This window comes from Streptomyces sp. NPDC015130 (assembly GCF_043080005.1).
Taxonomy (GTDB): domain Bacteria; phylum Actinomycetota; class Actinomycetes; order Streptomycetales; family Streptomycetaceae; genus Streptomyces.
On sequence record NZ_JBIBVC010000009.1, the window covers coordinates 218,335 to 240,422 of the forward strand.

A 22,088-nucleotide genomic window follows, 5' to 3' on the forward strand; every position below is an offset into this window, starting at 1 on the left:
CGGCCCGTCGGGTCGCCGACAGGACCGATCAAGGCCCGCCGGATCTGACAGGATGAACGGCGAGTCCAGAGTGTGAACGACAGCCGTATGCGAACAGCCGTATGTGAACAGCGGTACGTGAACAGCAGTGAGGAGATCGCGGTGGCGGGTATGTCGGCGGGACGGTCAGCCCTGCGGATGGGCCCCGCGGAGCTGGTGCAGGCGGCGGCCATGGCCCGCCGCTTCTACCTCGAGGGCAAGTCCAAGATCCAGATCGCCGAGGAGTTCGGCGTGAGCCGCTTCAAGGTGGCGCGGGTTTTGGAGACCGCCCTGGAGCGCGACCTCGTGCGCATCGAGATCCGCGTGCCGGCCGAGCTGGACGCCGAACGCTCCGACGCGCTCCGCGCCCGCTACGGACTCCGCCACGCCGTCGTCGTCGAGTCCCCGGCGGAGGGCGAGGAGGAGTCGCCCGACCCGGAGAACCTCGGCGAGGTCGCGGCCGACCTGCTCGGCGAGCTGGTCACCGAGGGCGACGTCCTGGGCCTCGCCTGGGGCCGCTCCACCATCCACATGGCGGCGGCGCTCGACCGCCTGCCGCCCTGTACGGTCGTGCAGCTCACCGGCGTGTACGACGCCGGGACCGCCGAGCGCGGCTCGGTCGAGGCCGTCCGCCGTGCCGCCCAGGTCTCCGGCGGCGAGGCGCACCCGATCTACGCGCCCATGCTGCTGCCGGACCCGGCGACCGCGGCGGCGCTGCGCAGCCAGACCGGCATCGCGCGGGCCTTCGAGTACTTCGACAAGGTCACCGTCGCCTGCGTGTCCATCGGCTCCTGGGAGCCGGGCATCTCGACCGTGCACGACATGCTCTCCGACGCGGAGCGCGCCCACTACGCCTCGCTCGGCGTGGCCGCCGAGATGTCCGCGCACCTCTTCGACGCCGAGGGCCGCCGCGTCGGCCGCGACCTGGGCGAGCGGTGCATCACCGTCGAGGCGGACCGGCTGCGGCGCATCCCCGAGGTCGTGGCGATCGCCGGCGGGCAGCGCAAGGCGGCGGCGATCGGGGCGGTCCTCCGCTCCGGACTCGTCACCAGCCTGGTCACGGACCGCGCGGCGGCCGACTACCTGCTGACCGAGTCCAGCCCGGGCACGCACCCGGCGCTCGACCGGACGGACCCCGACGGCAGCTGAGCCGCCGTCACCCGCACCCGCGGTTTCCCGGGGCCGGAGCCATCCCGTAACGGTATGTTCGGGACATGTTGCTCCGGCCCCTCCGTGTGCTCCTCGCGTTCGTCCTCTGCGTGCTCCTGGCCGGATGCTCCACCGCTGGCGGCACGGTCTCCACGGGCCCGACGGGCGCCGCTCCCGCCACCGCCCCGGCCGCCACCGCCCCGGCCCTCGCGCCCACCGGGGCCTCCGGCCTGCCCACCGTACGGGTCGCCGACCTGCCCCCCGAGGCGCGCCGGACGCTCGACCTCATCGCGCGCGGCGGCCCCTACCCGTACGCCAAGGACGGCGCCGTCTTCTCGAACTTCGAGCGGATCCTGCCGCGCCGGGAGCGCGGGTACTACCGCGAGTACACCGTGAAGACCCCCGGCGAGCGCGACCGCGGGGCGCGCCGCATCGTCACCGGGCGGGGTGGCGAGATCTACTGGACCGAGGACCACTACGAGACCTTCCGGGAGGTCCTCGGATGAGACTCGACGACGCCGTCGTCCTCGACCTGACGGGAGTCACGGACAAGGCCGCCCTCATGGACCGGTGCGCCGCGGCCCTCGCGCTGCCCGCGTGGTTCGGCCGGAACTGGGACGCCCTGGCCGACTGCCTGACCGACCTCCCCGGGCCCCTCACCGTCGTCGTCACCGGCTGGCAGGGGTACGCCAGGACGCATCCCCGCGAGTGGCGGACGGCGCAGGACGTCTTCGCCACGGCAGCCGACGAGCGCCCCGCCCGCCTCTCCGTCCTCCTCTCCCTGGGGGAGGGGATTGTGGGATCAGACGAACCCCCTGCCGCAAGGCTCGGATGATTAGCCCGGGGCTGGTATTGGTACCGGCGTGGGACAATGAACTACGTGCTTTTTCCCCTGGCTGAAATGCCTAGGGGCCGATCCGAACGACTGGGATGTCAGCACGTGCGTTTCCTCAATGACGTCAAGCCGCCCTACGACCTGACGTACGACGATGTGTTCATGGTGCCGAGCCGCTCGGCCGTGGGTTCCCGCCAGGCGGTGGACCTCGCCTCGCCCGACGGCACCGGGACGACCATCCCGCTGGTCGTCGCCAACATGACCGCCATCGCCGGCCGTCGCATGGCCGAGACCGTCGCCCGCCGCGGCGGCCTGGTCGTCATCCCCCAGGACATCCCGATCGAGGTCGTCACCGACGTCATCTCGTGGGTCAAGAGCCGCCACCACGTGCTCGACACCCCGATCGTCCTGGAGCCCCACCAGACCGTCGCCGACGCGCTCTCCCTGCTGCCGAAGCGGGCCCACGGCGCGGGCGTCGTCGTCGACGAGCACCGCCGCCCGATCGGTGTCGTCACCGACGCCGACCTGTCCGGTGTGGACCGCTTCACCCAGCTGTCCGAGGTCATGTCGAAGGACCTGCTCCTCCTCGACGCCGACATCGAGCCGCGCGAGGCGTTCAACACGCTGGACCACGCCAACCGCCGCTACGCCCCGGCCGTCGACAAGGACGGCCGCCTGGCCGGCATCCTGACCCGCAAGGGCGCGCTCCGCGCGACCCTGTACAGCCCGGCCACCGACGCCCAGGGCAAGCTGCGCATCGCCGCCGCCGTCGGCATCAACGGCGACTTCGTGGGCAAGGCCAAGCAGCTCCTCGACGCGGGTGTGGACACGCTCGTCATCGACACCGCGCACGGCCACCAGGAGTCGATGATCTCCGCGATCAAGGCCGTGCGGGCGCTCGACCCGCAGGTCCCGATCGTCGCGGGCAACATCGTCGCGGCCGAGGGCGTCAAGGACCTCATCGAGGCGGGCGCCGACATCATCAAGGTCGGCGTGGGCCCCGGTGCCATGTGCACCACCCGCATGATGACCGGCGTCGGCCGGCCGCAGTTCTCGGCCGTCCTGGAGTGCGCGGCCGAGGCGAAGAAGTACGGCAAGCACGTCTGGGCCGACGGTGGCGTCCGGCACCCGCGCGACGTCGCCATGGCGCTCGCCGCCGGCGCGTCGAACGTGATGATCGGCTCCTGGTTCGCCGGCACGTACGAGTCCCCGGGCGACCTCCAGCAGGACGCCAACGGCCGGCTCTACAAGGAGTCCTTCGGCATGGCCTCCGCCCGCGCCGTCAAGAACCGCACGAGCGAGGAGTCCGCCTACGACCGCGCCCGCAAGGCGCTGTTCGAGGAGGGCATCTCCACCTCCCGCATGTTCCTCGACCCGGCCCGTCCGGGCGTCGAGGACCTGATCGACTCGATCATCGCGGGCGTCCGCTCCTCCTGCACCTACGCCGGTGCCGGCTCGCTCGCCGAGTTCGAGGAGAAGGCCGTGATCGGCATCCAGTCCGCCGCCGGTTACGCAGAGGGCAAGCCGCTGCACGCCAGCTGGAGCTAGCCTCCGGCCGGAAACGGCACCTCACCGTCGTACGCCGTGGGCCCCCGGGAAAATCCTCCCGGGGGCCCACGGCGTTCCCGTACGGTCGGCGCATGGAGATCAGGCCCTGCCGCGCCGAGGACGTGCCCCTGCTCGACCGCCACATCCCCGCCCCCGGGGCGCCGAGCCGCCATGCCGACCGTTTCGCGCGCCAGGAGGCCGGCGCCGGGACCTACCTCCTCGCGTGGCGCCACGGCGTGCCCGTCGGCCACGGACAGGTCCGCTGGGACGGCTGCGCCGCCCCCGAGGTGCGGGCCGTCCTCGGCGACTGCCCCGAGCTCAACGGCCTGGACGTGTGGCCCGAGGCCCTCCGCGGTCAGGGCATCGGGACGGCGCTGGTCCACGCGGCCGAGGAACTGGTGCGGGAGCGCGGCGGGACCGCTCTCGGCCTCGGCGTGGCCCGGGACAACCCCCGGGCCGCCGCGCTGTACGCACGGCTCGGCTACGAGCCCGTCGTCGCCTACACCGACCGCTGGTCCTGGACGGACGAGGCGGGCGGCACGCACGCGTGCGCGGACGCGTGCGTCTTCCTGGTCAGGTCCCTGGCGGTACGGGGCCGCTGACCGGCAGGTGGGGGAGGAGCGCCTCCGCCACCGCCGCCGCGATCCGGGCGTGCCCCCGGTCGTTCGGGTGCAGGCCGTCCGCCAGGTGCTCGGGGCCGAGCAGGGGGCGTCCGGGCAGGACCAGGAGCCGTCCGTCCCCCTCGGCGGCCAGGTCCCGGCCCGCCCGCTCCATGGCCCTGCGCAGCTCCGTGAGCGTGGCCCCCAGGGCGTTGCGGGTGTGCTCGGCCTCCGGCCGCAGGACGGGCGAGACGATCAGCAGAGGGGTGGCCGGATGGCCCCGGCGGACCAGCCCGACGAACGCCCGGACCGTCGCGTACAGCCAGTCGGCCGTCGCGGGCACCCGGGACCAGCAGTTGGTGCCGAAGGCGAGCGTGACCACCTCGCCGGGGAGCCGTGCGAGGTGCTCGGCCAGCGGGAGCTCGCCGCGTGCCCCGCCCGCGTACCCCAGGTTGACCGGGTCGAGCCCGAGCAGCCGACCGGCCGTCGCGGGCCAGGAGTGCGCGGGGCGCGTCGACCACCAGCCCTCGGTGATCGAGTCGCCGTGCACGAGCCAGCGGGGCCGGACCGGTGCGGGGGAGAGGCGGCCTCTGACGGCCCTCAGGGCGAGCGGGACGGGGGACTGGCCTTCGGGGAGGTGGACGGTGAAGACACCGCCGCCCGGGGGCAGCGGGATGCCGACCGTGCCCTCCGGGGCCGGGACGGCGCAGGTCTCGCCGACGAGCCGCCGGCCCTGCCAGAGCGCGAAGCAGTGCCGTAGCGCGGCGAGCGGGTCGTCCGGCGCCGGGACCGCCGCGCGGTAGCGCAGCTCCACCGCCCGCGTCCCCGGCTCCGCCGTGAATTCGAGGCGTACGCCGATGGGCAGCGCCGCCCGCTCGGCGATGTCCCACGGGAGCCGCTCCAGGTCGTCCGGGTCCGCCCGCACGGGCCGGTCGCCGTCGAGCCAGGCCGTGCCGCGCAGGAAGGGCGCCGGGGCGAGCCAGCTCACCGAGGCCTCCGATCGTGGGGTTGCCGGGGGCTCGCAGCGTCGGTCACGGGGCGCGAGGAGTCAAGGCACGCGCACCCCTCCGGGCGGGCCGTCGCGCCGGGCCGCCCGGGAGAGTGCGGAGACCCCAATGTGCCGATTCATGCAGGGGCGCGCAATGTTTCCCCGTCTGCGCCGCGAGCGCGCAATGATCATCCGGCACTGCGCAACAACCCTGCATTACGAGTGCGAACCTCGGAGCCTTAGGCTCGTGCCCCGTACCAGGAGTGGCGATGACCGCCTGCTCGGCGGTTCCCCTCCCCCGTGGGCTTGCTTCGGCGTGCCCGCGTGCCGCCGTGGTCGTCCCACCGCCTACAGGCAGCGATAAGGAGCCTCCGCAGTGCTGGACCACGGCGCAGCCCCACCGGTCGTCGAAACGACCACCCCCAAGACCTCCGCGCTCGGCGCGCTCATGCGGCGCAAGCCGGTGGAACTCCTGGTCATGGAGGGTGGGCAGGGTGAGGGCGGCAGCCTCCGCCGCTCGCTCTCCATGTGGCAGCTGACCATGATCAGCATCGGTGCCACGCTCGGCACCGGCATCTTCGTCGTCCTCGGCGACGCCGTTCCGAAGGCCGGCCCCGCGGTCACCATCGCCTTCGTCATCGCCGGCCTCACGGCCCTCTTCTCCGCCCTCTCGTACGCCGAGCTGGCCGGCACCATCCCGGTCGCCGGCTCCTCGTACTCGTACGCGTACGCAACGATGGGCGAACTCGTCGCCTGGGTCTGCGGCTGGTGCCTGGTCCTGGAGTACGGCGTCTCCGTCGCCGCCGTGGCCGTCGGCTGGGGCGAGTACCTCAACGAGCTGCTCGACGGGACCATCGGCGTCACCATCCCGGCGGTGCTCTCCTCCGCCCCCGGTGAGGGTGGCGTGATCAACCTGCCCGGCCTCATCGTGGTGCTGCTCGCCATGGTGTTCCTGCTCGGCGGCGCCCGCGAGTCCGCCGTGGTCAACACGATCATGGTGTTCGTGAAGATCGCCGCCCTCGTGCTGTTCTGCGCGATCGGCTTCATGGGCTTCAAGTCCGGCAACTACAAGGACTTCATGCCGCTCGGCATGGCCGGCGTCGGAGCCGCGAGCGCCACCCTCTTCTTCTCGTACATCGGCTTCGACGCCGCCTCCACGGCCGGCGAGGAGGCCAAGAACCCCAAGCGCGACCTGCCGCGGGCGATCATGCTCTCGCTGCTCATCGTCACCGTCCTGTACGTGCTCGTCGCCGCCGTCGCGGTCGGCGCCTGGCACTGGGAGGACTTCGCCGGTTCCGACGCCACCCTCGCGGCGATCCTGAAGGACGTCAGCGGCCAGACCTTCTGGGGCACCCTGCTCGCCGCCGGCGCCGTGATCTCCATCGCCAGCGTCGTCCTCGCCGTGCTCTACGGCCAGACCCGCGTCCTCTTCGCCATGTCCCGCGACGGCCTGGTCCCGAAGGCCTTCGGCAAGGTCAGCGCCAAGACCGGCACCCCCCGCGTCAACACCGTGATCGTGTCGCTCTTCTGTGCCGCCCTCGCCTCGGTCATCCCGCTGGGCAAGCTCGTCGACGCCACCAGCATCGGCACCCTCTTCGCCTTCGCCCTGGTCAACATCGCCGTCATCGTGCTCCGCTACAGCCGCCCCGACATGCCGCGCACCTTCAAGGTGGCGCTCGGACCGGTCTTCCCGGTGCTCGGCCTCGTCTTCTGCGTCTACAACATGTTCAGCCTGGACACCGTCACCTGGGTGGTCTTCGGTTGCTGGATGGCCGCCGGGCTCGTGTTCTACTTCCTGTACGGCATGCGCCGCTCCCGACTGGCCACGGCCCCGGCCGTGGCAGAGGCCCCAGCAGAGAAGTGATCCACCCGTAGTGCGACTCAACGACCTCGACGAACGCATCGTCCACGCCCTCGCGGAAGACGCCCGCCGCAGCTACGCCGACATCGGCTCGCTCGTCGGACTCTCCGCGCCAGCCGTGAAACGGCGCGTGGACCGGCTCAGGGCCGAGGGCGCCATCACCGGTTTCACCGTACGGGTGGACCCGGCGGCGCTCGGCTGGGAGACCGAGGGCTTCGTCGAGATCTACTGCCGCCACAACACCTCGCCGGACGACATCCGGCGAGGTCTGGAGCGGTATCCCGAGGTGGTGTCCGCGTCGACCGTCACCGGTGACGCGGACGCCGTCGTCCAGGTCTTCGCCTCGGACATGCGCCACTTCGAGCGCGTCCTGGAACGGATCGCGGGCGAGCCCTTCGTGGAGCGCACCAAGTCCGTCCTGGTGCTCTCGCCGCTGCTGCGGCGCTTCTCCTCCGGCTCGCCCGCGTAACCCCGCGGGGGCCGGGGCGGTCGGGGCGGTGCGGGCCGTGGTTCCCGCACCGCCCTCCGCCCACCCACCCCCGTGGGGCGGTCTACTCGGTCGGGTAGACGAACTCCCAGGGGGTGACCTCGAAGTCGCCCGAGCCCTCCTTGACCTTCTCGAAGGGCGCGCCGCTGATGCACGGCGGCACCTTGTCCTTCTTCGGGTCGGCGGTCATCCAGGTGTAGCCGAGCCGGTCGCCGTTCACGTCGTCGTGGACCGTGACGCCGACGCGCGCCTTCTTGAACTCCTTCACATCGGTCTCGACGACGACACCGGACACAACGGCGACCTTGCCGCCCGTGGTGAGGCAGTCGACCTTGACCTTCGCGTACCCGCCCCAGTCGCCCTTGTAGTGGCTGAAGCGGAACGTGCCGGTGGCCTTCATCGGATCCTGCCGGTCCTTCTCGGCGAGATGCGCGTCGAACGTGAAGGTGATGTCGTCCCCGGCGGGCCGGTACAGCTTCGCGGTGCCGGTGAGCGCCGCGGCCTCCTTGACGGTGGCCCGGGCCGCGGCCTGAGCGGGAGCCTCGTCCGCCGAGGCGGCGGCGATGCCCCCGGCTCCCAGCGTCAGCAGGACGGCGGCGGCGACGGCGACGATCTTCGTACGGCGGTTCATGGCTTCCCGATCCTCTCGGCAGGTCGTCCGGCAGGTCTTCCGGACGACCACCACTCTTCCGCTCGGACGCCTCCCGGGCGTCGAGCCGCAGGACGGTCCTCGTCTCCGCCGCGCGGCGGGGATCCCTACGCCGTCCGGCGGAGCCCGGTGCCCCTCGGCGGAGCCCCACACCCCCCGGTGGAGCCCCACGCAACGAATCACCGCCATGGGCGGAGATCGCGCAACGGTTCGACGGTCGGTCCGCAACGCTCCCGCCTTGTCCGAAGAGAGCGCGAAACCGTACCGTTTTTGACGTCTTCCCCTTGTACTTCGACCCCCCCCGAGGATCACTCATGCCCGCGCTGCGCACCGCCCTGCTCCAGAGCTCCGGCGAGCTCGGTGACGTGGCCGCCAACCTCAAGATCCTCGACGAGGCCGCGGCCCGCGCCGCCGCAGCCGGAGCCGGGGTGCTGCTCGCCCCCGAGCTGTTCCTCACCGGCTACGCCATCGGCGCCGACATGGCGCGCCTGGCCGAACCGGCCGACGGCCCCTCCGCCCGCGCCGTCGCGGCGATCGCCGTGCGCCACGGCCTCGCCGTCGGCTACGGCTACCCGGAGCGGGACACCGAGCGGCACGGCGTCCTGTACAACGCGGCCCGGCTCGTCGGCGCCGACGGGGAACCGCTCGCCGACTACCGCAAGACCCACCTCTTCGGCGGCTTCGAGACGACCTGGTTCACGCCCGGTGACCAGGCCGTCGTCCAGGCCGAGCTCGGCGGGCTCACCGTCGGCATGATGATCTGCTACGACGTCGAGTTCCCGGAGAACGTCCGGGCGCACGCGCTGGCCGGCACGGACCTCCTCCTCGTACCGACCGCGCTCATGCACCCCGCCGAGATCGTGCCCCTGTCCGTCGTGCCGGTCCGCGCCTTCGAGAACCAGCTGTACATCGCGTACGCCAACCGGACCGGCCCCGAGGGCGACTTCGAGTTCGTCGGCCTCTCCGCCCTCGCCGGGCCCGACGGCACCGCCCGCGCCCGCGCCGGGCGGGGCGAGGAGCTCGTCATCGGCGACGCCGACCCCGACTTCCTGGCGGCCTCCCGCGCGGAGAACCCCTACCTCCGCGACCGGCGCCCGGGCCTCTACGGCCCCCTCGTCTGAGCCGCCCCACCGCCTTCCCGACCCGCCTCACCTTTTTCCGTGCAAGGAGTCCGTACCCCATGACGTCCACGGTGCCCACGACCGCCGTCCCCCACAGCGACGGCCAGCCGCCGATCACCATGTTCGGTCCGGACTTCCCGTACGCCTACGACGACTTCCTGGCCCACCCGGCCGGGCTCGGCCAGATACCGGCCACCGAGCACGGCACCGAGGTCGCCGTCATCGGCGGCGGTCTGTCCGGCATCATCGCCGCGTACGAGCTCATGAAGATGGGCCTCAAGCCCGTCGTCTACGAGGCCGACCAGATCGGCGGCCGGCTGCGGACCGTGGGCTTCGAGGGCACCGCCACCGAGGGCCTCACCGCCGAGATGGGCGCGATGCGCTTCCCGCCCTCCTCGACCGCGCTCCAGCACTACATCGACCTCGTCGGCCTGGAGACCACGCCCTTCCCGAACCCGCTGGCCGAGTCGACCCCCTCGACCGTCGTCGACCTCAAGGGCGAGTCCCACTACGCCACCACCGTCGACGACCTCCCGCAGGTCTACCGCGACGTGATGAACGCGTGGAACGCCTGTCTGGACGAGGGTGCCGACTTCTCCGACATGAACCAGGCCATGCGCGAGCGCGACGTCCCGCGCATCCGTGAGATCTGGTCGAAGCTCGTCGAGAAGCTCGACAACCAGACCTTCTACGGCTTCCTCTGCGAGTCGGAGTCCTTCAAGTCCTTCCGCCACCGCGAGATCTTCGGCCAGGTCGGCTTCGGCACCGGCGGCTGGGACACCGACTTCCCCAACTCCATCCTGGAGATCCTCCGCGTCGTCTACACCGAGGCCGACGACCACCACCGCGGCATCGTGGGCGGCTCGCAGCAGCTGCCGCTGCGCCTGTGGGAGCGCGAGCCGGAGAAGATCGTCCACTGGGCCCAGGGCACCTCGCTCAGCTCCCTGCACGAGGGCACCCCGAAGCCGGCCGTGACCCGCCTCAACCGGACCGCCGGCAACCGGATCACGGTCACCGACGCCTCCGGCGACATCCGCACGTACCCGGCGGCGATCTTCACCGCCCAGTCCTGGATGCTGCTCTCCAAGATCGCCTGCGACGACTCGCTCTTCCCGATCGACCACTGGACGGCGATCGAGCGCACCCACTACATGGAGTCCTCGAAGCTCTTCGTGCCCGTCGACCGGCCGTTCTGGCTGGACAAGGACGAGGAGACCGGCCGGGACGTCATGTCGATGACGCTGACCGACCGGATGACCCGCGGCACGTACCTCCTGGACGACGGCCCGGACAAGCCGGCCACCATCTGCCTCTCGTACACGTGGTGCGACGACAGCCTGAAGTGGCTGCCGCTCTCCGCGAACGAGCGCATGGAGGTCATGCTGAAGTCGCTCGGCGAGATCTACCCGAAGGTCGACATCCGGAAGCACATCATCGGCAACCCGGTGACGGTCTCCTGGGAGAACGAGCCCTACTTCATGGGCGCCTTCAAGGCGAACCTGCCGGGCCACTACCGCTACCAGCGCCGCCTCTTCACGCACTTCATGCAGGAGCGGCTGCCCGAGGACAAGCGGGGCATCTTCCTCGCGGGCGACGACATCTCCTGGACGGCCGGCTGGGCCGAGGGCGCGGTGCAGACGGCGCTCAACGCGGTGTGGGGCGTCATGCACCACTTCGGTGGCGCCACCGACGGCACCAACCCGGGCCCGGGCGACGTCTACGACGAGATCGCCCCGGTCGAGCTGCCGGAGGACTGAGTCCCCGTACGGGTCAGGGCCCGGTGAGCGGGGAGTGATCCCCGTACGGCTCAGGGCCTGGTGAGCGGGGGAGCGATTCCCGTACGGCTCAGGGCCTGGTGAGCGGGGGAGCGATTCCCGTACGGCTCAGGGCCTGGTGAGCGGCGTGAGCAGCATCCGCCCCACCAGGCCCACCGACCGGTCGAGCCGCTCGGTGAACTCACCGGCCAGCTCCGGCAGCCCGCGCAGCTGCCAGAGCGAGCGCGCCGCCAGCCAGGCCCCGTCGCGGGCCCGGTCCAGGCTCCAGCAGCCGAGCAGATGCGTCAGCGGGTCCGCGATCTCCAGGAGGTCCGGGCCCGGCATCAGTTCCTCCCTGATGCGCTCCTCCAGGAGGACCAGGATGTCGCCGACCCGGTCGAACTCGTCCTCCAGGTCGGCGGGCGCGCACTCCAGGACGCGGCACGTGTCGACCACCGCGAGGGCCAGGTCGTGGCCGACGTGGGCGTTGATCCCGGCGAGCGCGAACTGCAGCGGGCGTACGCCGGGGTGGCGCCGGTAGTGGAAGAGCGGCCGCCAGCAGGCGGGTGCGGGGCCGCCGGTGGCGACGGTGTCGACCGCCGTGAGGTAGCGCTCGGCGAAGCGGACGTCGAGGGTGGCGGCCGCCGTGCGGTCGGCGAAGGTGCCCGCCTGGATGGCGCGGCCGATCTCCTCGGTGACCGTCAGGTAGACCCGGTTGAAGACGGCGACCCCGTCGGCCGGGTGCCAGGTGGCGCGGAGCGTCCGCATCCGGTCCACCACGGGGTCGACGGCCACGAACGGCCCGATGCCGCGGCCGGGGCCCCGGCCGTCCCGGCCGACGTCCCCGCCGACGTCTCCGCCGACGTCCAGGACCGTGTCCCCGCCGATGTCATGACCGCTGTCCTGCCCGAGCTGCTGGGTCTGCGCCATGGGGGCAGGTTTCCAGGCGCCGGGCCGGGAGGGGAACATCCCGGGCCCGGCTTCCCCAGAACGGGCGAATCACTCAGCTCTTCGACAGCGGATCCCCGCCCGAGGTGCTCTCGTACGAGCTCGTGCCGGAGGGCCGCGCGAGCGGCTTCACGACCGCGCTCCGTGGCGCTCCTCGCGGCGTGACCGTCGGCGGACGTCACGCGTCCGCGCCATTCGCGCCAATCCCCTCGGCGACCGGCAGGGGCTGGTTCGAGCCGGTCGGCAGCCAGCCCGCCGTCACCGCGAGGATGCCGGCCTCGAACCGGCTGCGCGCGTCCAGTCGACGTAAGAGCCCGGCGACGATGCGCCGTGCGCTGCGCGAGGAGATCCCCAGCCGCTTCGCGACCGTCTCGTCGGTGTGGCCCTCGGCGAGCAGCCGCAGCACCTCCCGCTCCCGGCGGCTCAGCTCGTCCCCCTCCCGCGGCGGGACCCGGTGCTCGGGACCGCCGAAGGGCCGGCAGCAGGCCCAGATCTGCTCGAACAGCGCGCAGAGCGCCACCAGCAGGCTCTCCTCCCGCACCACCAGCGCGCCCTCGCGGGCGTCCTTGAGGTCCAGCGGGAGGACGGCCGTCTCATGGTCGACGATGATCATCCGGAGCGGAAGGGAAGGCGCGGTGCGCACCCGTGCCCCGGCGCTGTTGAGCCATTCCACGTGCGCCCGGGTCGGCGCATGATTTCGGACGCTGTCCAGGTAGACCGTCTGCAGCTGCACGCCACGTGCGAGCATGGCCTCGTTGGGATTCCGGCTGGCTCGTAGATCCTCCTCACCGTGTCCGCCGCCGGGGGCGAAGGTCATCACCGACCGCTGTGCGCTTGCACCGAGTTGGGACAGCCGGTGACGAACGGTGTCGATCCCGTGGAGACGCTCCATGCTGCTCCGCGCATGGACAGGATGAGTGGAGGCGAACTCGGCGACCAGCCGGGCGGCGGCGGCGCGCGCGGATTCCGTGCGCTCCTGCTGGGCGGCGAGTGCCGCCTCCTGACGGGCCACCAGCATCCCCATGGCCGTCTCGGGACCGAGGGCCCGGGGAACCTCCGACTCGCGGGCGGTGGGAGAGATCAATGACAGCTCACTGAGCATGTCGAGGGCCTGACCCATCTCCTCAGGTGTCAGACAGAGCCGGGCCGCGAGCTGGGTCACGTTCTCTTCGGGATTGCTCAACATGGCCCGGTATACCCGCTCGGTGGAGGTATCCAGTCCGAGTGCCTTCAGCATCGGCTTCCCTGTTCCTGAGGGTGGACAGGGGTGCGATTGTGCCGCATGGGGCGGCCTGGCGTAATGACGCCTTCGGCCAAAGAGAACAGATCGGCCCTCGGGATCCCACATCCGCTTCTACCGCCAGGATTCGATATGTACCTCGTTCACGCCCACCTGGCGCCGCCCGCCTACGGGGAGGCCCCGGGCGAGGTGATGCGCCAGATCAGGGCAAGTGTCCTGGGACACCGGGACGTTCAGTACGTCGCCAGCCACCCCGACGGCCCCGGCGGACCCGTGCTCGGGATCTTCGCCCTCGCGGACTCCGTCGAGGAGGCCGAGGAACGGATCGCCACACTCTGCCGATCCGCTCTGGGCAGCGGCGCCGGCCTGCGGGGATGGACCCTCGGCCGGTGCGAGGTGGTCCTCGCCCTGCCCGGCGGCCGCCCGCGGACCGATGACGGACCGACCATGGCCTGATTGGGCCAAGGCCGGATACGGCAATCCGAATCGGTTCTCTCACTCCGGACGGGCCAGGCACGATGAGGCGACCCCGACCAACCCTCGTGAGAGGAGTCTCGCCATGCGCCGGAACACCACCCGGTACGGGAGACCCGACGTCAGCGCCGAGCCCCACGACCTCACCTGGGGCGGCTGACCGGCCGGGAGCGGACCCCGCCCCGACCGGGCAGACCCCGCCACCCTTCGGCCGACAAGGACGACGACAGATGAGGTTGATTGGCTTGCCGCACCACCCTCAGCGCACCAGGCGCTTCAGACAGTTGCCGGCGCTCGCCGCCGCGCTCGCCATGGCCGCGGTCGTGGCGACCACCACCTCCGCCGGAGCGGAGGACTCCACCGCGGACGAACTGGCCGCGGCGCTCGCCGGACGGATCACCCCGTCCGGGGACCTCGCCGGGAAGCTCTCCCCGCGGCTCATAGCCGAGGAGGGCCGCGCCACCGTCTTCGTGGAACTCACCGGCACCTCCGTGGTCGACGCCTTCACGGCCGGCACCCGGCGCGGCGCCGACCGGGCCACCGCCCGGAAGGCCGCTCAGGAGGCCCGCGCCACCGCCCACGGCACCGCCGACCGGGTCGTCCGGGCGCTTCGCGCCGAGGACGGCGCCACGAAGGTGCTCGCCGTCACCTCCAACGCCGTACCCGGCGTCATCGTCGAGGCGGACCTCGACGGCGTCCGCGCCCTCGCGGAACGCCCCGAGGTGACCGCCATCCGCCCGGTGACCGCGCACGAGAAGAGCAGCACCAACTCGGTGCAGCTCACCGGCGCCCTCAACGCCTGGCAGCAGACCGGACGCACCGGAGCGGGCGTCCGCATCGGCATCGTCGACGACGGAATCGACTACACCCACGCGGCGTTCGGCGGCCCCGGCACCAAGGCCGCCTACCGGGCGGTCGATCCCAGGACGCTCACCGACTCCGGCTTCCCGACGCGCAAGGTGGTCGGCGGCACCGACTTCGTCGGAGACGACTACGACGCCTCGGGCCGGCTCGGCTCCACCATCCCGGTGCCCGACCCCAACCCGCTCTCCTGCGGTCACCACGGCACCCACGGCGCCAGCATCATCGCCTCCCGGGGAGTCAACGCCGACGGCTCCACCTTCACCGGCGACTACGGCAAGCTCACCGCGAAGACCGTCGGTGCCATGCGTGTCGGCCCGGGCATGGCCCCCGAGGCCTCGCTGTACTCGCTGAAGGTCTTCGGCTGCAACGGGCTGACCTCCAACCTCACCGCGAAGGCTCTCGACTACGCCCTCGACCCGAACGGCGACGGGGACTTCGCGGACAAGCTCGACATCGTCAGCCTCGCGCTGAGCAGCAACTACAACAGCGTCGACGACCCGCTGTCGCTGTTCGTCCGCAAGCTCGCCCAGCACGACGTGCTCGCCGTGTTCTCGGCGGGCAACGGCGGCGACCTCTACGACGTCGCCGGCTCCCCGGGCAGCCTCGCTCCCGAGGCGCTGACCGTCGGCAGCACCCGCGACTCGTACTTCCTGCGCGACGGGGCCCGCATCGAGGAGCCCGCCACGCTCGGCGGCGTGCGCACCGGCCAGTTCAGCCTCGCCTACACCGGTGAGGCCACCCTCGACCTGAGCCGCCCCGTGGTGCCCCTCTCCGCCGACAACGCCCAGGGCTGCAAGGCGTACACGCCCGAGGAAGCGGCCGCCGTCGCCGGGAAGACGGTCTGGCTGGAGATGCACATCCAGCGCGCCATCGAGGGCCTGGAGTGCGGCTCGGGCGCCCGCGCCAACCACGCGCAGCAGGCGGGTGCCGTCGCCGTGGTGCTCAGCGCCGAGCAGGACCACTTCACCTCCCGGCTCACCGGTACCCCGAGCATGCCGATGTTCCAGTTCACCGCCACCTCCACCGAGGCCCTGCGGCCCGCCCTGGAGGCGGGAACCCTCAAGGTGCGGCTGGTCGGCTCCGACCGGGCGAGCGTGCCCACCTACGACCACAAGCTGACCGACACCGCGTCGGTCTTCACCTCACGCGGCATCCGCGGCCCGGTGGTCAAACCCGACCTCTCGGCCCCCGGCGACACCATCGCCGCCGCCTTCAGCGGAAGCGGCACCGACCGCGCCGTCTACTCCGGCACCTCCATGTCGGCTCCGCACGCCACCGGCATCATGGCCCTGATCCGCCAGGCCCACCCGGAGTGGACCTACGAGGAGGCCAAGGCCGCGGCGATGAACACCGCCGGGCACGACGTCACCGCCGACGACGGCACCCCGCTCACCCCGCAGAGGGTCGGCGCCGGCCGGATCGACGCCCTCGCCGCGCTCAAGACCGAGACGCTCGCCTACGTCACGGACGACCCCGGGGCCGTCAGCGCCTCCTTCGGCGTCGTCGAGGTCGACCGCAGTCTCTCCCGCACCAAGACCGTCCGGGTGGTCAACAAGAGCGGCCGGCACCAGCGGTTCGACGCCTCCTACACCAGCGTCTCCGCCATGCCCGGCGTCCGCTTCACCGTCTCGCCCTCCTCCGTGCGGATCCCGCCCCACGGCTCGGCCAAGGTCCGGGTCACCCTGCGCGTCGACGACATGCGCGCCCTGCGCAAGGCCATGGAACCGGCCATGGAGGCCGTCCAGGGCGGACTCGCACGGCAGTTCGTCGGCGACGCCTCCGGCCGGCTCGTCCTCACGCCCCGGGCCGGGGCAGGCCAGAGCCTGCGCGTCCCCGTCGCCGCCTCGCCCAAGCCGGTCTCCCGCATCAGCGCCCCCCGGACCGTGACCCTCCGCGGCCACGACGCCCAGGGCCTGCTCCGGCTCTCCGGCCGGGGCCTGGACCAGGGCCACGGCCCCGCCGCCTACCGCTCGCTGGTCAGCGTCTTCGAACTCGGCGCCCGTTCCCCGCGGCTGCCCGACTGCGCCGACGCCACCGGCGGCCGGTGCGTCCTGAACGCCACCGCCCGCGGCGGCGACCTGCGCTACGTGGGCGCCACCACCACCGCGCCCCAGGCCCGCGAGGCCGGTCGGCCGCAGGACGCCCTCGCCGCCTTCTCGGTGGTCACCTGGGGCAACTGGGCCAACATCGGCAGCAACACCGTCCCGTACGTACGCATCGACACCGACGGGGACGGCACGCCCGACTTCGAGTCCTACGTGGTCAAGGCGCCCCGCAGCGACGTCCTGCTGGTCAACACCGTCGACCTGCGCAAGCCGCGGCCGGGCGGAGGGTTCACCACCGTCGACACCCAGCCCGTCAACGGCCACTACGGCGACGTGGACACCGACACCTTCGACACCAACGTCGTGGTCCTGCCGGTGAAGCTGAGCGCGCTGGGCATCGACCCGGTGGCCGCCTCGCACCCCCTCACGTACACCGTGTCCGTCGGCGGCTTCTACCGCGCCCCCGGCAGCGCCGTCGTCGACCAGCTCGACGCGCCCGTCCGCTTCGACCCGCTCGCACCGGCCTACCGGATCGAGGGCAAGGGCGGCCCCGCCGTCACCTACCTGGCCCAGCCCGGCAGGGCGCTGGCCGTCCACGGCACCCCCGGGACCCGCGCGACCGGTGAACTGCTGACCGTGTTCCACCACAACGGCAGCGGAGACCGCGCCGACGTGGTCACCGTCAAGGCGCCTCGCCGCTGACCGAAGCCGGCGATCGGCCGGTGCCCGCCCCCACACCCCCGGGGGCGGGCACCGGCCGACAGGCATCCAAGGAGTACGCATGGAACCGACCCGGCAGGACGAGACGGACTTCCGGCTCCTGGGCGACCTCGACGTCCGCCTCGGCGGAGTCCGCTGGCAGGCGCCCTCCCGCAAACCCCGCAGGCTGCTGGCCGCCCTCCTCCTCGAACCCCGCCGCCAGGTCACCAAGGACCGGCTGGTGGAAGCCGTCTGGGACGGAACGCCACCGCGCTCAGCCGTCGGCGCCATCCAGGTGTACGCATCGCAGCTGCGTCGCGCCCTGCCCGGCTGTGGCCTCGTCTACTCGGGCGAGGGCTACCTGCTCGACATCGACCCGGCCAGCGTGGACCTGCACCGCTTCCGGCACCTCGTCGCCCACGCCGAGACCCTGCCGACCGAGGAGCGCGCCGCGGCGCTGCGCAGCGCCCTCGGCCTGTTCCGCGGCCGGCCGCTCGCCGACATCGGATCCGACACCCTCCGCCGGGAGATCGAGCCGGTCATCGAGGAGGAGCGGCTCCACGCCCTGGAACACCTCGCCGAACTGGAACTCGCCCTCGGACGCGGCGCCCGCCTGGTCCCGGACCTGCTCCGGCTGACCGGGGAACACCCGCTGCGGGAACGGCTCTGGGAACTCCTGATGCGCTGCCAGGCCGGAGCCGGCCGCGGGAGGGACGCTGCCGAGACCTTCGAGAGGGCCCGCACACTGCTGCGCGAGGAACTCGGCGTGGAGCCCGGCCCGGGGCTGCGCGAGGCCGCCCGGCTGCCCGGCGTTCGGGCGACCCGCGTCGAGGCGGCGGCGGGTGGTGGCGAAGCACCGGCGCCGAGGTCCGAGGAGTCCCCCCGGACCCGGACCCGGGGAACACCGAGGCCCGGACACGCGGACGGACCGGCCGGCGGCCGCCCGGCCCCTCCCGGCCCCAACATGCTGCCGCGCGACCTCCCCGACTTCACCGGCCGGACCGCCGAACTGGCCCGCGCGCGGGAGCTGATCGCCGCGGCCGGCACCAGCACCGCCATCCTCGCCGTCACCGGCATGCCCGGCGTGGGCAAGACCGCCCTCGCCACCCACGTCGCCCACCGGGCGGGCACCCGCTACCCCGACGGACGGCTCTTCCTGGACCTGCACGGACACAGCGCCGAACGCGGACCGCTGCCCGTCCACGAGGCGCTGGACCTGCTGCTGCGGATGGCGGGCGAGCCCGGCTGCAGGCAGGACGAGGGCGAGATCGCGCTGGCCGCCGCGCGCTGGCGGGCCGCGCTCACCCGCCGCCGCCTGATCGTCGTCCTGGACGACGCCGTCGAAGCCGCGCACGTCCGCCTCCTGCTGCCCGGGGACTCCGCCAGCCTCGTCATCGTCACCAGCCGCGGCCCGCTGGCCGAGCTGGACGGCGCCCACCCGATGCCGCTGGGGATCCTCACGACCGCCGAGGCCGGCGCCCTGTTCACGGGCATCGTCGGCGGCTCCGCCGGCACGGCATCGGCCCCCGAGGTGGCCCGGCTGTGCGGAAACCTGCCGCTCGCCGTCCGGCTCGCCGCCGTGAGCCTGCGCCAACGCCCCACCCGGCCGGCCCCCGAGCTGGTCCGCGCCCTGCGCGGTGCCTCCGCCCTCGACGAGCTCCGGCTCGGCAGCCGCAGCGTCGGCCAGGCCTTCGACGCCTCGTACCGGACGCTGCCCGAGCCGGAGCGGCGAGTCTTCCGCACCCTCGGCCTGCTGCCGGGCCCGGACACCGACTCCGCCGCGGCCGCCGCCCTCGCCGGTGCGACGTCCGACGGGACGCGCCGTCTGCTGGAGAGGCTGCTCGACCGCAACCTGCTGGAGCAGCACGCCCGCGACCGGTTCCGGCTGCACCCGCTGTTACGCCGGTACGCCGTCCTCGCCGCCCGTCGAGAGGACCCCGAACCGGACCGCCGGGCGGCCGTGGCACGGCTTGTCGACCACTACCTCGGGAACGCCCGCTCCGCCCTGCGGGCCCTCTGCCCGCCCCGCACACCGCCGGCCGCCGACGGCACGGAACGAGGCTTACCGGACCCCTGGGCCGCCGCCGGATGGTTGACCGTCGAGCGGCCCAACCTGGTGGCCGCCGTCCACGCCACCCACACCGGGGCGCCCTCGGACCAGGCCCGGGCCCTGGCCCGGGCGCTGCTCCGCTACGACCGGCTGCTCCGTACCGGCGTGGGCACCGGTCTCGGGTGCGGGTCCGGTTCCGGGGCAACCGTCTTGGGTACGAGGGCGGGTGCGGCGGCCGTCGGAGGCGCGGGAACGGGGGCCGCGGCACCCGTCCCCCGCCCCGCCGTGCTACCGCTCGGCGGCCGCCAGACCGAGCTCGGCCAGCGCCAGGACCTCCGCCGCCGTCGGGCGGTCGTGCCGGAACGCGGGGGAGGCGTCGGCTAGCTTCGCCCACAGCCCCGACGGGTGCGCCCCGAGCCGTCGGCCCGCCTCGGTCAGGGCCAGGAGCAGCCCGCCGGTGATCGCGCGCAACCGGGCGAGCATGTCGGAGACGGCCGTGGCGCCGTTCAGCGCCAGCGGGACGTGGTCCTGGTTCTCCAGGTTGGTCGGGATCGTCGTCATCGACGCGGGGTAGCCGAGCTGGCGGATCCGGGACAGCTGCGCGGAGGCGGCGATCTGCACCCCGGCCAGGCCGCTGTCCCGGCCCGGTGCGGCGGCCAGCAGCGGCGCGAGACCGCCGTTGGCCCGGGGGTCCAGCACCAGGGCGAGCTGCCGCTCCATCAGCAGGGCCACCTGGTGCAGACAGCCCGCGTGCGATTCCGAGGCCAGGGCGACCGGCGCGGCGTGGAAGTTGCCGCCGTGCCGGACCGCACCGTCCACGGTCACCGGGTTGTCCGTGCAGCCGCCCGCCTCGGCCAGCAGCACCTCCTCCTGGAACCGGAGCTGGTCCAGCACCGCGCCGAGCACCTGCGGGGCGCAGCGCAGCGAGTAGCGCTCCTGCAGCGGGCGATCCGGGCCGCGCACGTGGCCGGGCGCCAGCTCGTCGCGGATCAGGGCGGCGGCCACGAGCTGACCGGGCTGGTTGCGGACCCGGCTCAGCCCCTCGTGGTACGGATCCGGGTCCGCGCCGAGCAGCGCGGCCAGCCGGCCCGTCGCGGCGGCGGCGAGACGGACCGAGGCCGCCAGTTCCCGGTGGTTGTGCAGCGCCACCGCCAGACAGGCGCTGGAGCCGTTGACGAAGGCCAGCGCCCCGCGCGCGTCCCAGACCACGCCCGGCACACCGAGCCCGCGCAGCACCGCGGCCGGCTCCGTCGGCCCGCCGCCGCCGGGCTCCCAGGGCCGGGTCCAAGCCGCCTGGGACTCCGCGCCCCCGGTGGCCGCCAGCGCGGCGTGCGCGAGCGGCACGAGGTCCCCGCTGGCACTCAGACTGCCCTCGCGCGGCACCACCGGGGTGAAGCCGGCGTTCCACTGGTCGGCGAGCCGCTGCCACAGCCCCGGGTCCACCGCGGAGTGCCCGGCGGCCATCCCGCGCAACCGCAGCCACACCATCGTCCGGGTCACCGACGGGGACAGTGGCTCACCCTGACCGGCCGCCAGGTGCCGGATCAGCCCGAGGCCCTGGGCACCCGGGTCGGCGTCGGCGGCGTACCCGACCAGCGGGCCGAAGCCGCGGGTGGCCCCGTACACGTCCGTGGTCAGCCGGGCCCGGTCGAAGACGTCCAGGCTCGCCGCCATCCGCTCCCGCTCGGCCGCGGTGAGCGTGATCTCGTCGCCGAAGGCGCTCCGCGCGAGCAGCCGCGAGATGCCGCCGCTCACCGCTCCTCCGCCACGAGTCCCGGCAGCCGCGCGGTCAGCACCGTCTCTCCGGCGCGGGGGATGTACCGGACCCGGGCCACCGAGCGGGGGCCGGGAACGCCGTCCAGGACGGTGGCGAGCAGGTCCCGCAGGGCGGTGGGTCCCGGCGCACCGTCCGCCGCGTAGTAGAGGGCGTAGTGCTCGCCGCGGACCTCGTCGGCCAGGGGTACGCAGGCGACGTCCGCACCCGGGACGAGGCGGCGGGCCAGCTGTTCCACCCGGCCCAGGTCGCAGCGCACCCCGTTGACCTTGGCCAGGCCCGGGGAGCGCCCGAGCCGGCGGAACTCGCGCACCGGCGCCGCGGCGCCCGGCGGCGCTCCGGCGGCGACCACCAGGTCCGGCATCACGACGGAGCCCGGGACGGCCTCGCCGGGCCGGTGCGCCAGCCGGGGGCCGGTCACGGCGAGCCGGACCCCGTCCGGCCCGGGCCCCGGGGGCCCGTCGGCCCAGTCGACGTCCGGCAGCAGCCGCCAGATCCCGTCCTCGCGCGTGACCGGGTTCATCGGCCGGGTTGCCACTGCACCGGTCTCGGTGGAGCCGAGCACCTCCAGAGCGCGGAACCCGGTCCCGGCGAGGCGCTCGATCACCTCGTAGGCGGCGGTCGGCACCCGGGCGGTGCTGTGCACGGCGATCACCTCCCGGCAGCGGGCGAGCCGGGGCAGGTCGCGTACCAGCACCTGCCAGGTGGAGGGCAGGCACACCAGCAGCGTGCGCGCGGCGGGGTCCCACTCCGGTGGTTCCAACGGCCGGTCCCAGCCGGCCGTCACCGGCACTCCGGTCAGAGAGGGGATCTCCACCCCGAAGATCCATCCGTAGAGGTGGCGGGGCGGGGCGTGACACACCACGTGGTCCACCGGGCCCAGCACCTCGGACAGCAGCGCCGCCTCGGCGGTCAGCTGGGCGGGGGTGCGCAGCCAGTCGGTCGGCGGCCCGGTGGTGCCCGAGGTGCTGAAGGCCACCGGGCC

At 73.3% G+C, this 22,088-nt stretch carries 18 protein-coding genes; 12 read left to right on the forward strand and 6 right to left on the reverse strand.

All coding sequences use genetic code 11. The features are described 5' to 3' along the window. Nucleotides 1–117 precede the first annotated feature (117 nt). From ACF08F_RS21025 to ACF08F_RS21045, 5 genes are all read left to right on the forward strand, one after another. Nucleotides 118–1,167 (forward strand): sugar-binding transcriptional regulator, encoded by a 1,050-nt coding sequence (locus ACF08F_RS21025; RefSeq protein WP_392300030.1) that lies wholly within the window; start codon nucleotides 118–120, stop codon nucleotides 1,165–1,167. 65 nt (nucleotides 1,168–1,232) lie between these two features. Beyond that, nucleotides 1,233–1,673 (forward strand): ribonuclease domain-containing protein, encoded by a 441-nt coding sequence (locus ACF08F_RS21030; RefSeq protein WP_392300031.1) that lies wholly within the window; start codon nucleotides 1,233–1,235, stop codon nucleotides 1,671–1,673. Then, nucleotides 1,670–2,002: a barstar family protein gene (locus tag ACF08F_RS21035; protein WP_392300032.1), complete on the forward strand. Its 333-nt coding sequence runs from the start codon at nucleotides 1,670–1,672 to the stop codon at nucleotides 2,000–2,002. The genes ACF08F_RS21030 and ACF08F_RS21035 overlap by 4 nt, the downstream gene beginning before the upstream one ends. 105 nt (nucleotides 2,003–2,107) lie before the next feature. Next, on the forward strand, nucleotides 2,108–3,550 hold the full coding sequence (locus ACF08F_RS21040; protein WP_392300033.1) for a GuaB1 family IMP dehydrogenase-related protein: 1,443 nt from the start codon (nucleotides 2,108–2,110) through the stop codon (nucleotides 3,548–3,550). Between the two features lie 92 nt (nucleotides 3,551–3,642). Beyond that, complete coding sequence (locus ACF08F_RS21045) at nucleotides 3,643–4,152, forward strand: GNAT family N-acetyltransferase (RefSeq protein ID WP_392300034.1); 510 nt, start codon at nucleotides 3,643–3,645, stop codon at nucleotides 4,150–4,152. Here the strand turns inward: ACF08F_RS21045 and ACF08F_RS21050 are convergent. Then, on the reverse strand, nucleotides 4,124–5,137 hold the full coding sequence (locus ACF08F_RS21050; protein WP_392300035.1) for a GDSL-type esterase/lipase family protein: 1,014 nt from the start codon (nucleotides 5,135–5,137) through the stop codon (nucleotides 4,124–4,126). The genes ACF08F_RS21045 and ACF08F_RS21050 overlap by 29 nt on opposite strands. A 376-nt stretch (nucleotides 5,138–5,513) precedes the next feature. On the opposite strand from ACF08F_RS21050, the gene ACF08F_RS21055 reads away from it, so the two are divergent. Together ACF08F_RS21055 and ACF08F_RS21060 are read left to right on the forward strand one after the other, a co-directional pair. Then, nucleotides 5,514–7,001 carry an amino acid permease gene (locus ACF08F_RS21055; RefSeq protein ID WP_392300036.1) on the forward strand — a complete coding sequence of 496 codons (1,488 nt, stop codon included), beginning with the start codon at nucleotides 5,514–5,516 and terminating at the stop codon, nucleotides 6,999–7,001. Nucleotides 7,002–7,011: 10 nt separating this feature from the next. Beyond that, complete coding sequence (locus ACF08F_RS21060; protein WP_015032260.1) at nucleotides 7,012–7,467, forward strand: Lrp/AsnC family transcriptional regulator; 456 nt, start codon at nucleotides 7,012–7,014, stop codon at nucleotides 7,465–7,467. Between the two features lie 82 nt (nucleotides 7,468–7,549). Here ACF08F_RS21060 and ACF08F_RS21065 read toward each other — a convergent pair whose 3' ends face one another. Beyond that, nucleotides 7,550–8,116 (reverse strand): Repetin, encoded by a 567-nt coding sequence (locus tag ACF08F_RS21065; RefSeq protein ID WP_392300037.1) that lies wholly within the window; start codon nucleotides 8,114–8,116, stop codon nucleotides 7,550–7,552. A 332-nt stretch (nucleotides 8,117–8,448) separates the two neighbouring features. Here ACF08F_RS21065 and ACF08F_RS21070 point away from each other — a divergent pair, with 332 nt between their 5' ends. Together ACF08F_RS21070 and ACF08F_RS21075 are read left to right on the forward strand one after the other, a co-directional pair. After that, nucleotides 8,449–9,255, forward strand: a complete 807-nt coding sequence (locus ACF08F_RS21070) for a carbon-nitrogen hydrolase family protein (protein ID WP_392300038.1) — start codon at nucleotides 8,449–8,451, stop codon at nucleotides 9,253–9,255. Nucleotides 9,256–9,314: 59 nt separating this feature from the next. After that, nucleotides 9,315–11,012: a flavin monoamine oxidase family protein gene (locus ACF08F_RS21075; RefSeq protein ID WP_392300039.1), complete on the forward strand. Its 1,698-nt coding sequence runs from the start codon at nucleotides 9,315–9,317 to the stop codon at nucleotides 11,010–11,012. Nucleotides 11,013–11,138: 126 nt separating this feature from the next. On the opposite strand, the gene ACF08F_RS21080 is transcribed toward ACF08F_RS21075, so the two are convergent. Together ACF08F_RS21080 and ACF08F_RS21085 are read right to left on the reverse strand one after the other, a co-directional pair. Next, on the reverse strand, nucleotides 11,139–11,939 hold the full coding sequence (locus ACF08F_RS21080) for a DUF5995 family protein (RefSeq protein ID WP_392300040.1): 801 nt from the start codon (nucleotides 11,937–11,939) through the stop codon (nucleotides 11,139–11,141). Between the two features lie 196 nt (nucleotides 11,940–12,135). Continuing rightward, entirely contained in the window at nucleotides 12,136–13,194 is a 1,059-nt protein-coding gene (locus tag ACF08F_RS21085) for a LuxR C-terminal-related transcriptional regulator (protein WP_392300041.1), read from the reverse strand. A 135-nt stretch (nucleotides 13,195–13,329) separates the two neighbouring features. On the opposite strand from ACF08F_RS21085, the gene ACF08F_RS21090 reads away from it, so the two are divergent. The 3 genes from ACF08F_RS21090 (at nucleotide 13,330) to ACF08F_RS21100 (ending at nucleotide 19,713) form a co-directional block, all read left to right on the forward strand. Then, on the forward strand, nucleotides 13,330–13,653 hold the full coding sequence (locus ACF08F_RS21090) for a hypothetical protein (protein WP_392300042.1): 324 nt from the start codon (nucleotides 13,330–13,332) through the stop codon (nucleotides 13,651–13,653). 263 nt (nucleotides 13,654–13,916) lie between these two features. Beyond that, the gene (locus ACF08F_RS21095) at nucleotides 13,917–17,282 is read left to right on the forward strand and encodes a S8 family serine peptidase (RefSeq protein ID WP_392300043.1); all 3,366 of its coding nucleotides are present in this window, start codon (nucleotides 13,917–13,919) and stop codon (nucleotides 17,280–17,282) included. Nucleotides 17,283–17,361: 79 nt separating this feature from the next. Continuing rightward, nucleotides 17,362–19,713, forward strand: a complete 2,352-nt coding sequence (locus ACF08F_RS21100; protein WP_392300044.1) for a BTAD domain-containing putative transcriptional regulator — start codon at nucleotides 17,362–17,364, stop codon at nucleotides 19,711–19,713. Here the strand turns inward: ACF08F_RS21100 and ACF08F_RS21105 are convergent. Together ACF08F_RS21105 and ACF08F_RS21110 are read right to left on the reverse strand one after the other, a co-directional pair. Then, complete coding sequence (locus ACF08F_RS21105; RefSeq protein WP_392300045.1) at nucleotides 19,618–21,084, reverse strand: aromatic amino acid ammonia-lyase; 1,467 nt, start codon at nucleotides 21,082–21,084, stop codon at nucleotides 19,618–19,620. The two genes, ACF08F_RS21100 and ACF08F_RS21105, sit on opposite strands and share 96 nt — an antisense overlap. Further along, nucleotides 21,081–22,082: an AMP-binding protein gene (locus ACF08F_RS21110; RefSeq protein ID WP_392300046.1), complete on the reverse strand. Its 1,002-nt coding sequence runs from the start codon at nucleotides 22,080–22,082 to the stop codon at nucleotides 21,081–21,083. The genes ACF08F_RS21105 and ACF08F_RS21110 overlap by 4 nt, the downstream gene beginning before the upstream one ends. Nucleotides 22,083–22,088 lie beyond the last annotated feature (6 nt).

What these genes read in the sequence shown, in the direction of transcription:
- ACF08F_RS21030 (WP_392300031.1), top strand. Translation starts at nt 1,233, where the DNA reads ATGTTGCTCCGGCCCCTCCGTGTGCTCCTCGCGTTCGTCCTCTGCGTG.
- ACF08F_RS21065 (WP_392300037.1), bottom strand. Translation starts at nt 8,116, where the DNA reads ATGAACCGCCGTACGAAGATCGTCGCCGTCGCCGCCGCCGTCCTGCTG.
- ACF08F_RS21045 (WP_392300034.1), top strand. Translation starts at nt 3,643, where the DNA reads ATGGAGATCAGGCCCTGCCGCGCCGAGGACGTGCCCCTGCTCGACCGC.
- ACF08F_RS21090 (WP_392300042.1), top strand. Translation starts at nt 13,330, where the DNA reads ATGTACCTCGTTCACGCCCACCTGGCGCCGCCCGCCTACGGGGAGGCC.
- ACF08F_RS21075 (WP_392300039.1), top strand. Translation starts at nt 9,315, where the DNA reads ATGACGTCCACGGTGCCCACGACCGCCGTCCCCCACAGCGACGGCCAG.
- ACF08F_RS21100 (WP_392300044.1), top strand. Translation starts at nt 17,362, where the DNA reads ATGGAACCGACCCGGCAGGACGAGACGGACTTCCGGCTCCTGGGCGAC.
- ACF08F_RS21080 (WP_392300040.1), bottom strand. Translation starts at nt 11,939, where the DNA reads ATGGCGCAGACCCAGCAGCTCGGGCAGGACAGCGGTCATGACATCGGC.
- ACF08F_RS21035 (WP_392300032.1), top strand. Translation starts at nt 1,670, where the DNA reads ATGAGACTCGACGACGCCGTCGTCCTCGACCTGACGGGAGTCACGGAC.
- ACF08F_RS21070 (WP_392300038.1), top strand. Translation starts at nt 8,449, where the DNA reads ATGCCCGCGCTGCGCACCGCCCTGCTCCAGAGCTCCGGCGAGCTCGGT.
- ACF08F_RS21085 (WP_392300041.1), bottom strand. Translation starts at nt 13,194, where the DNA reads ATGCTGAAGGCACTCGGACTGGATACCTCCACCGAGCGGGTATACCGG.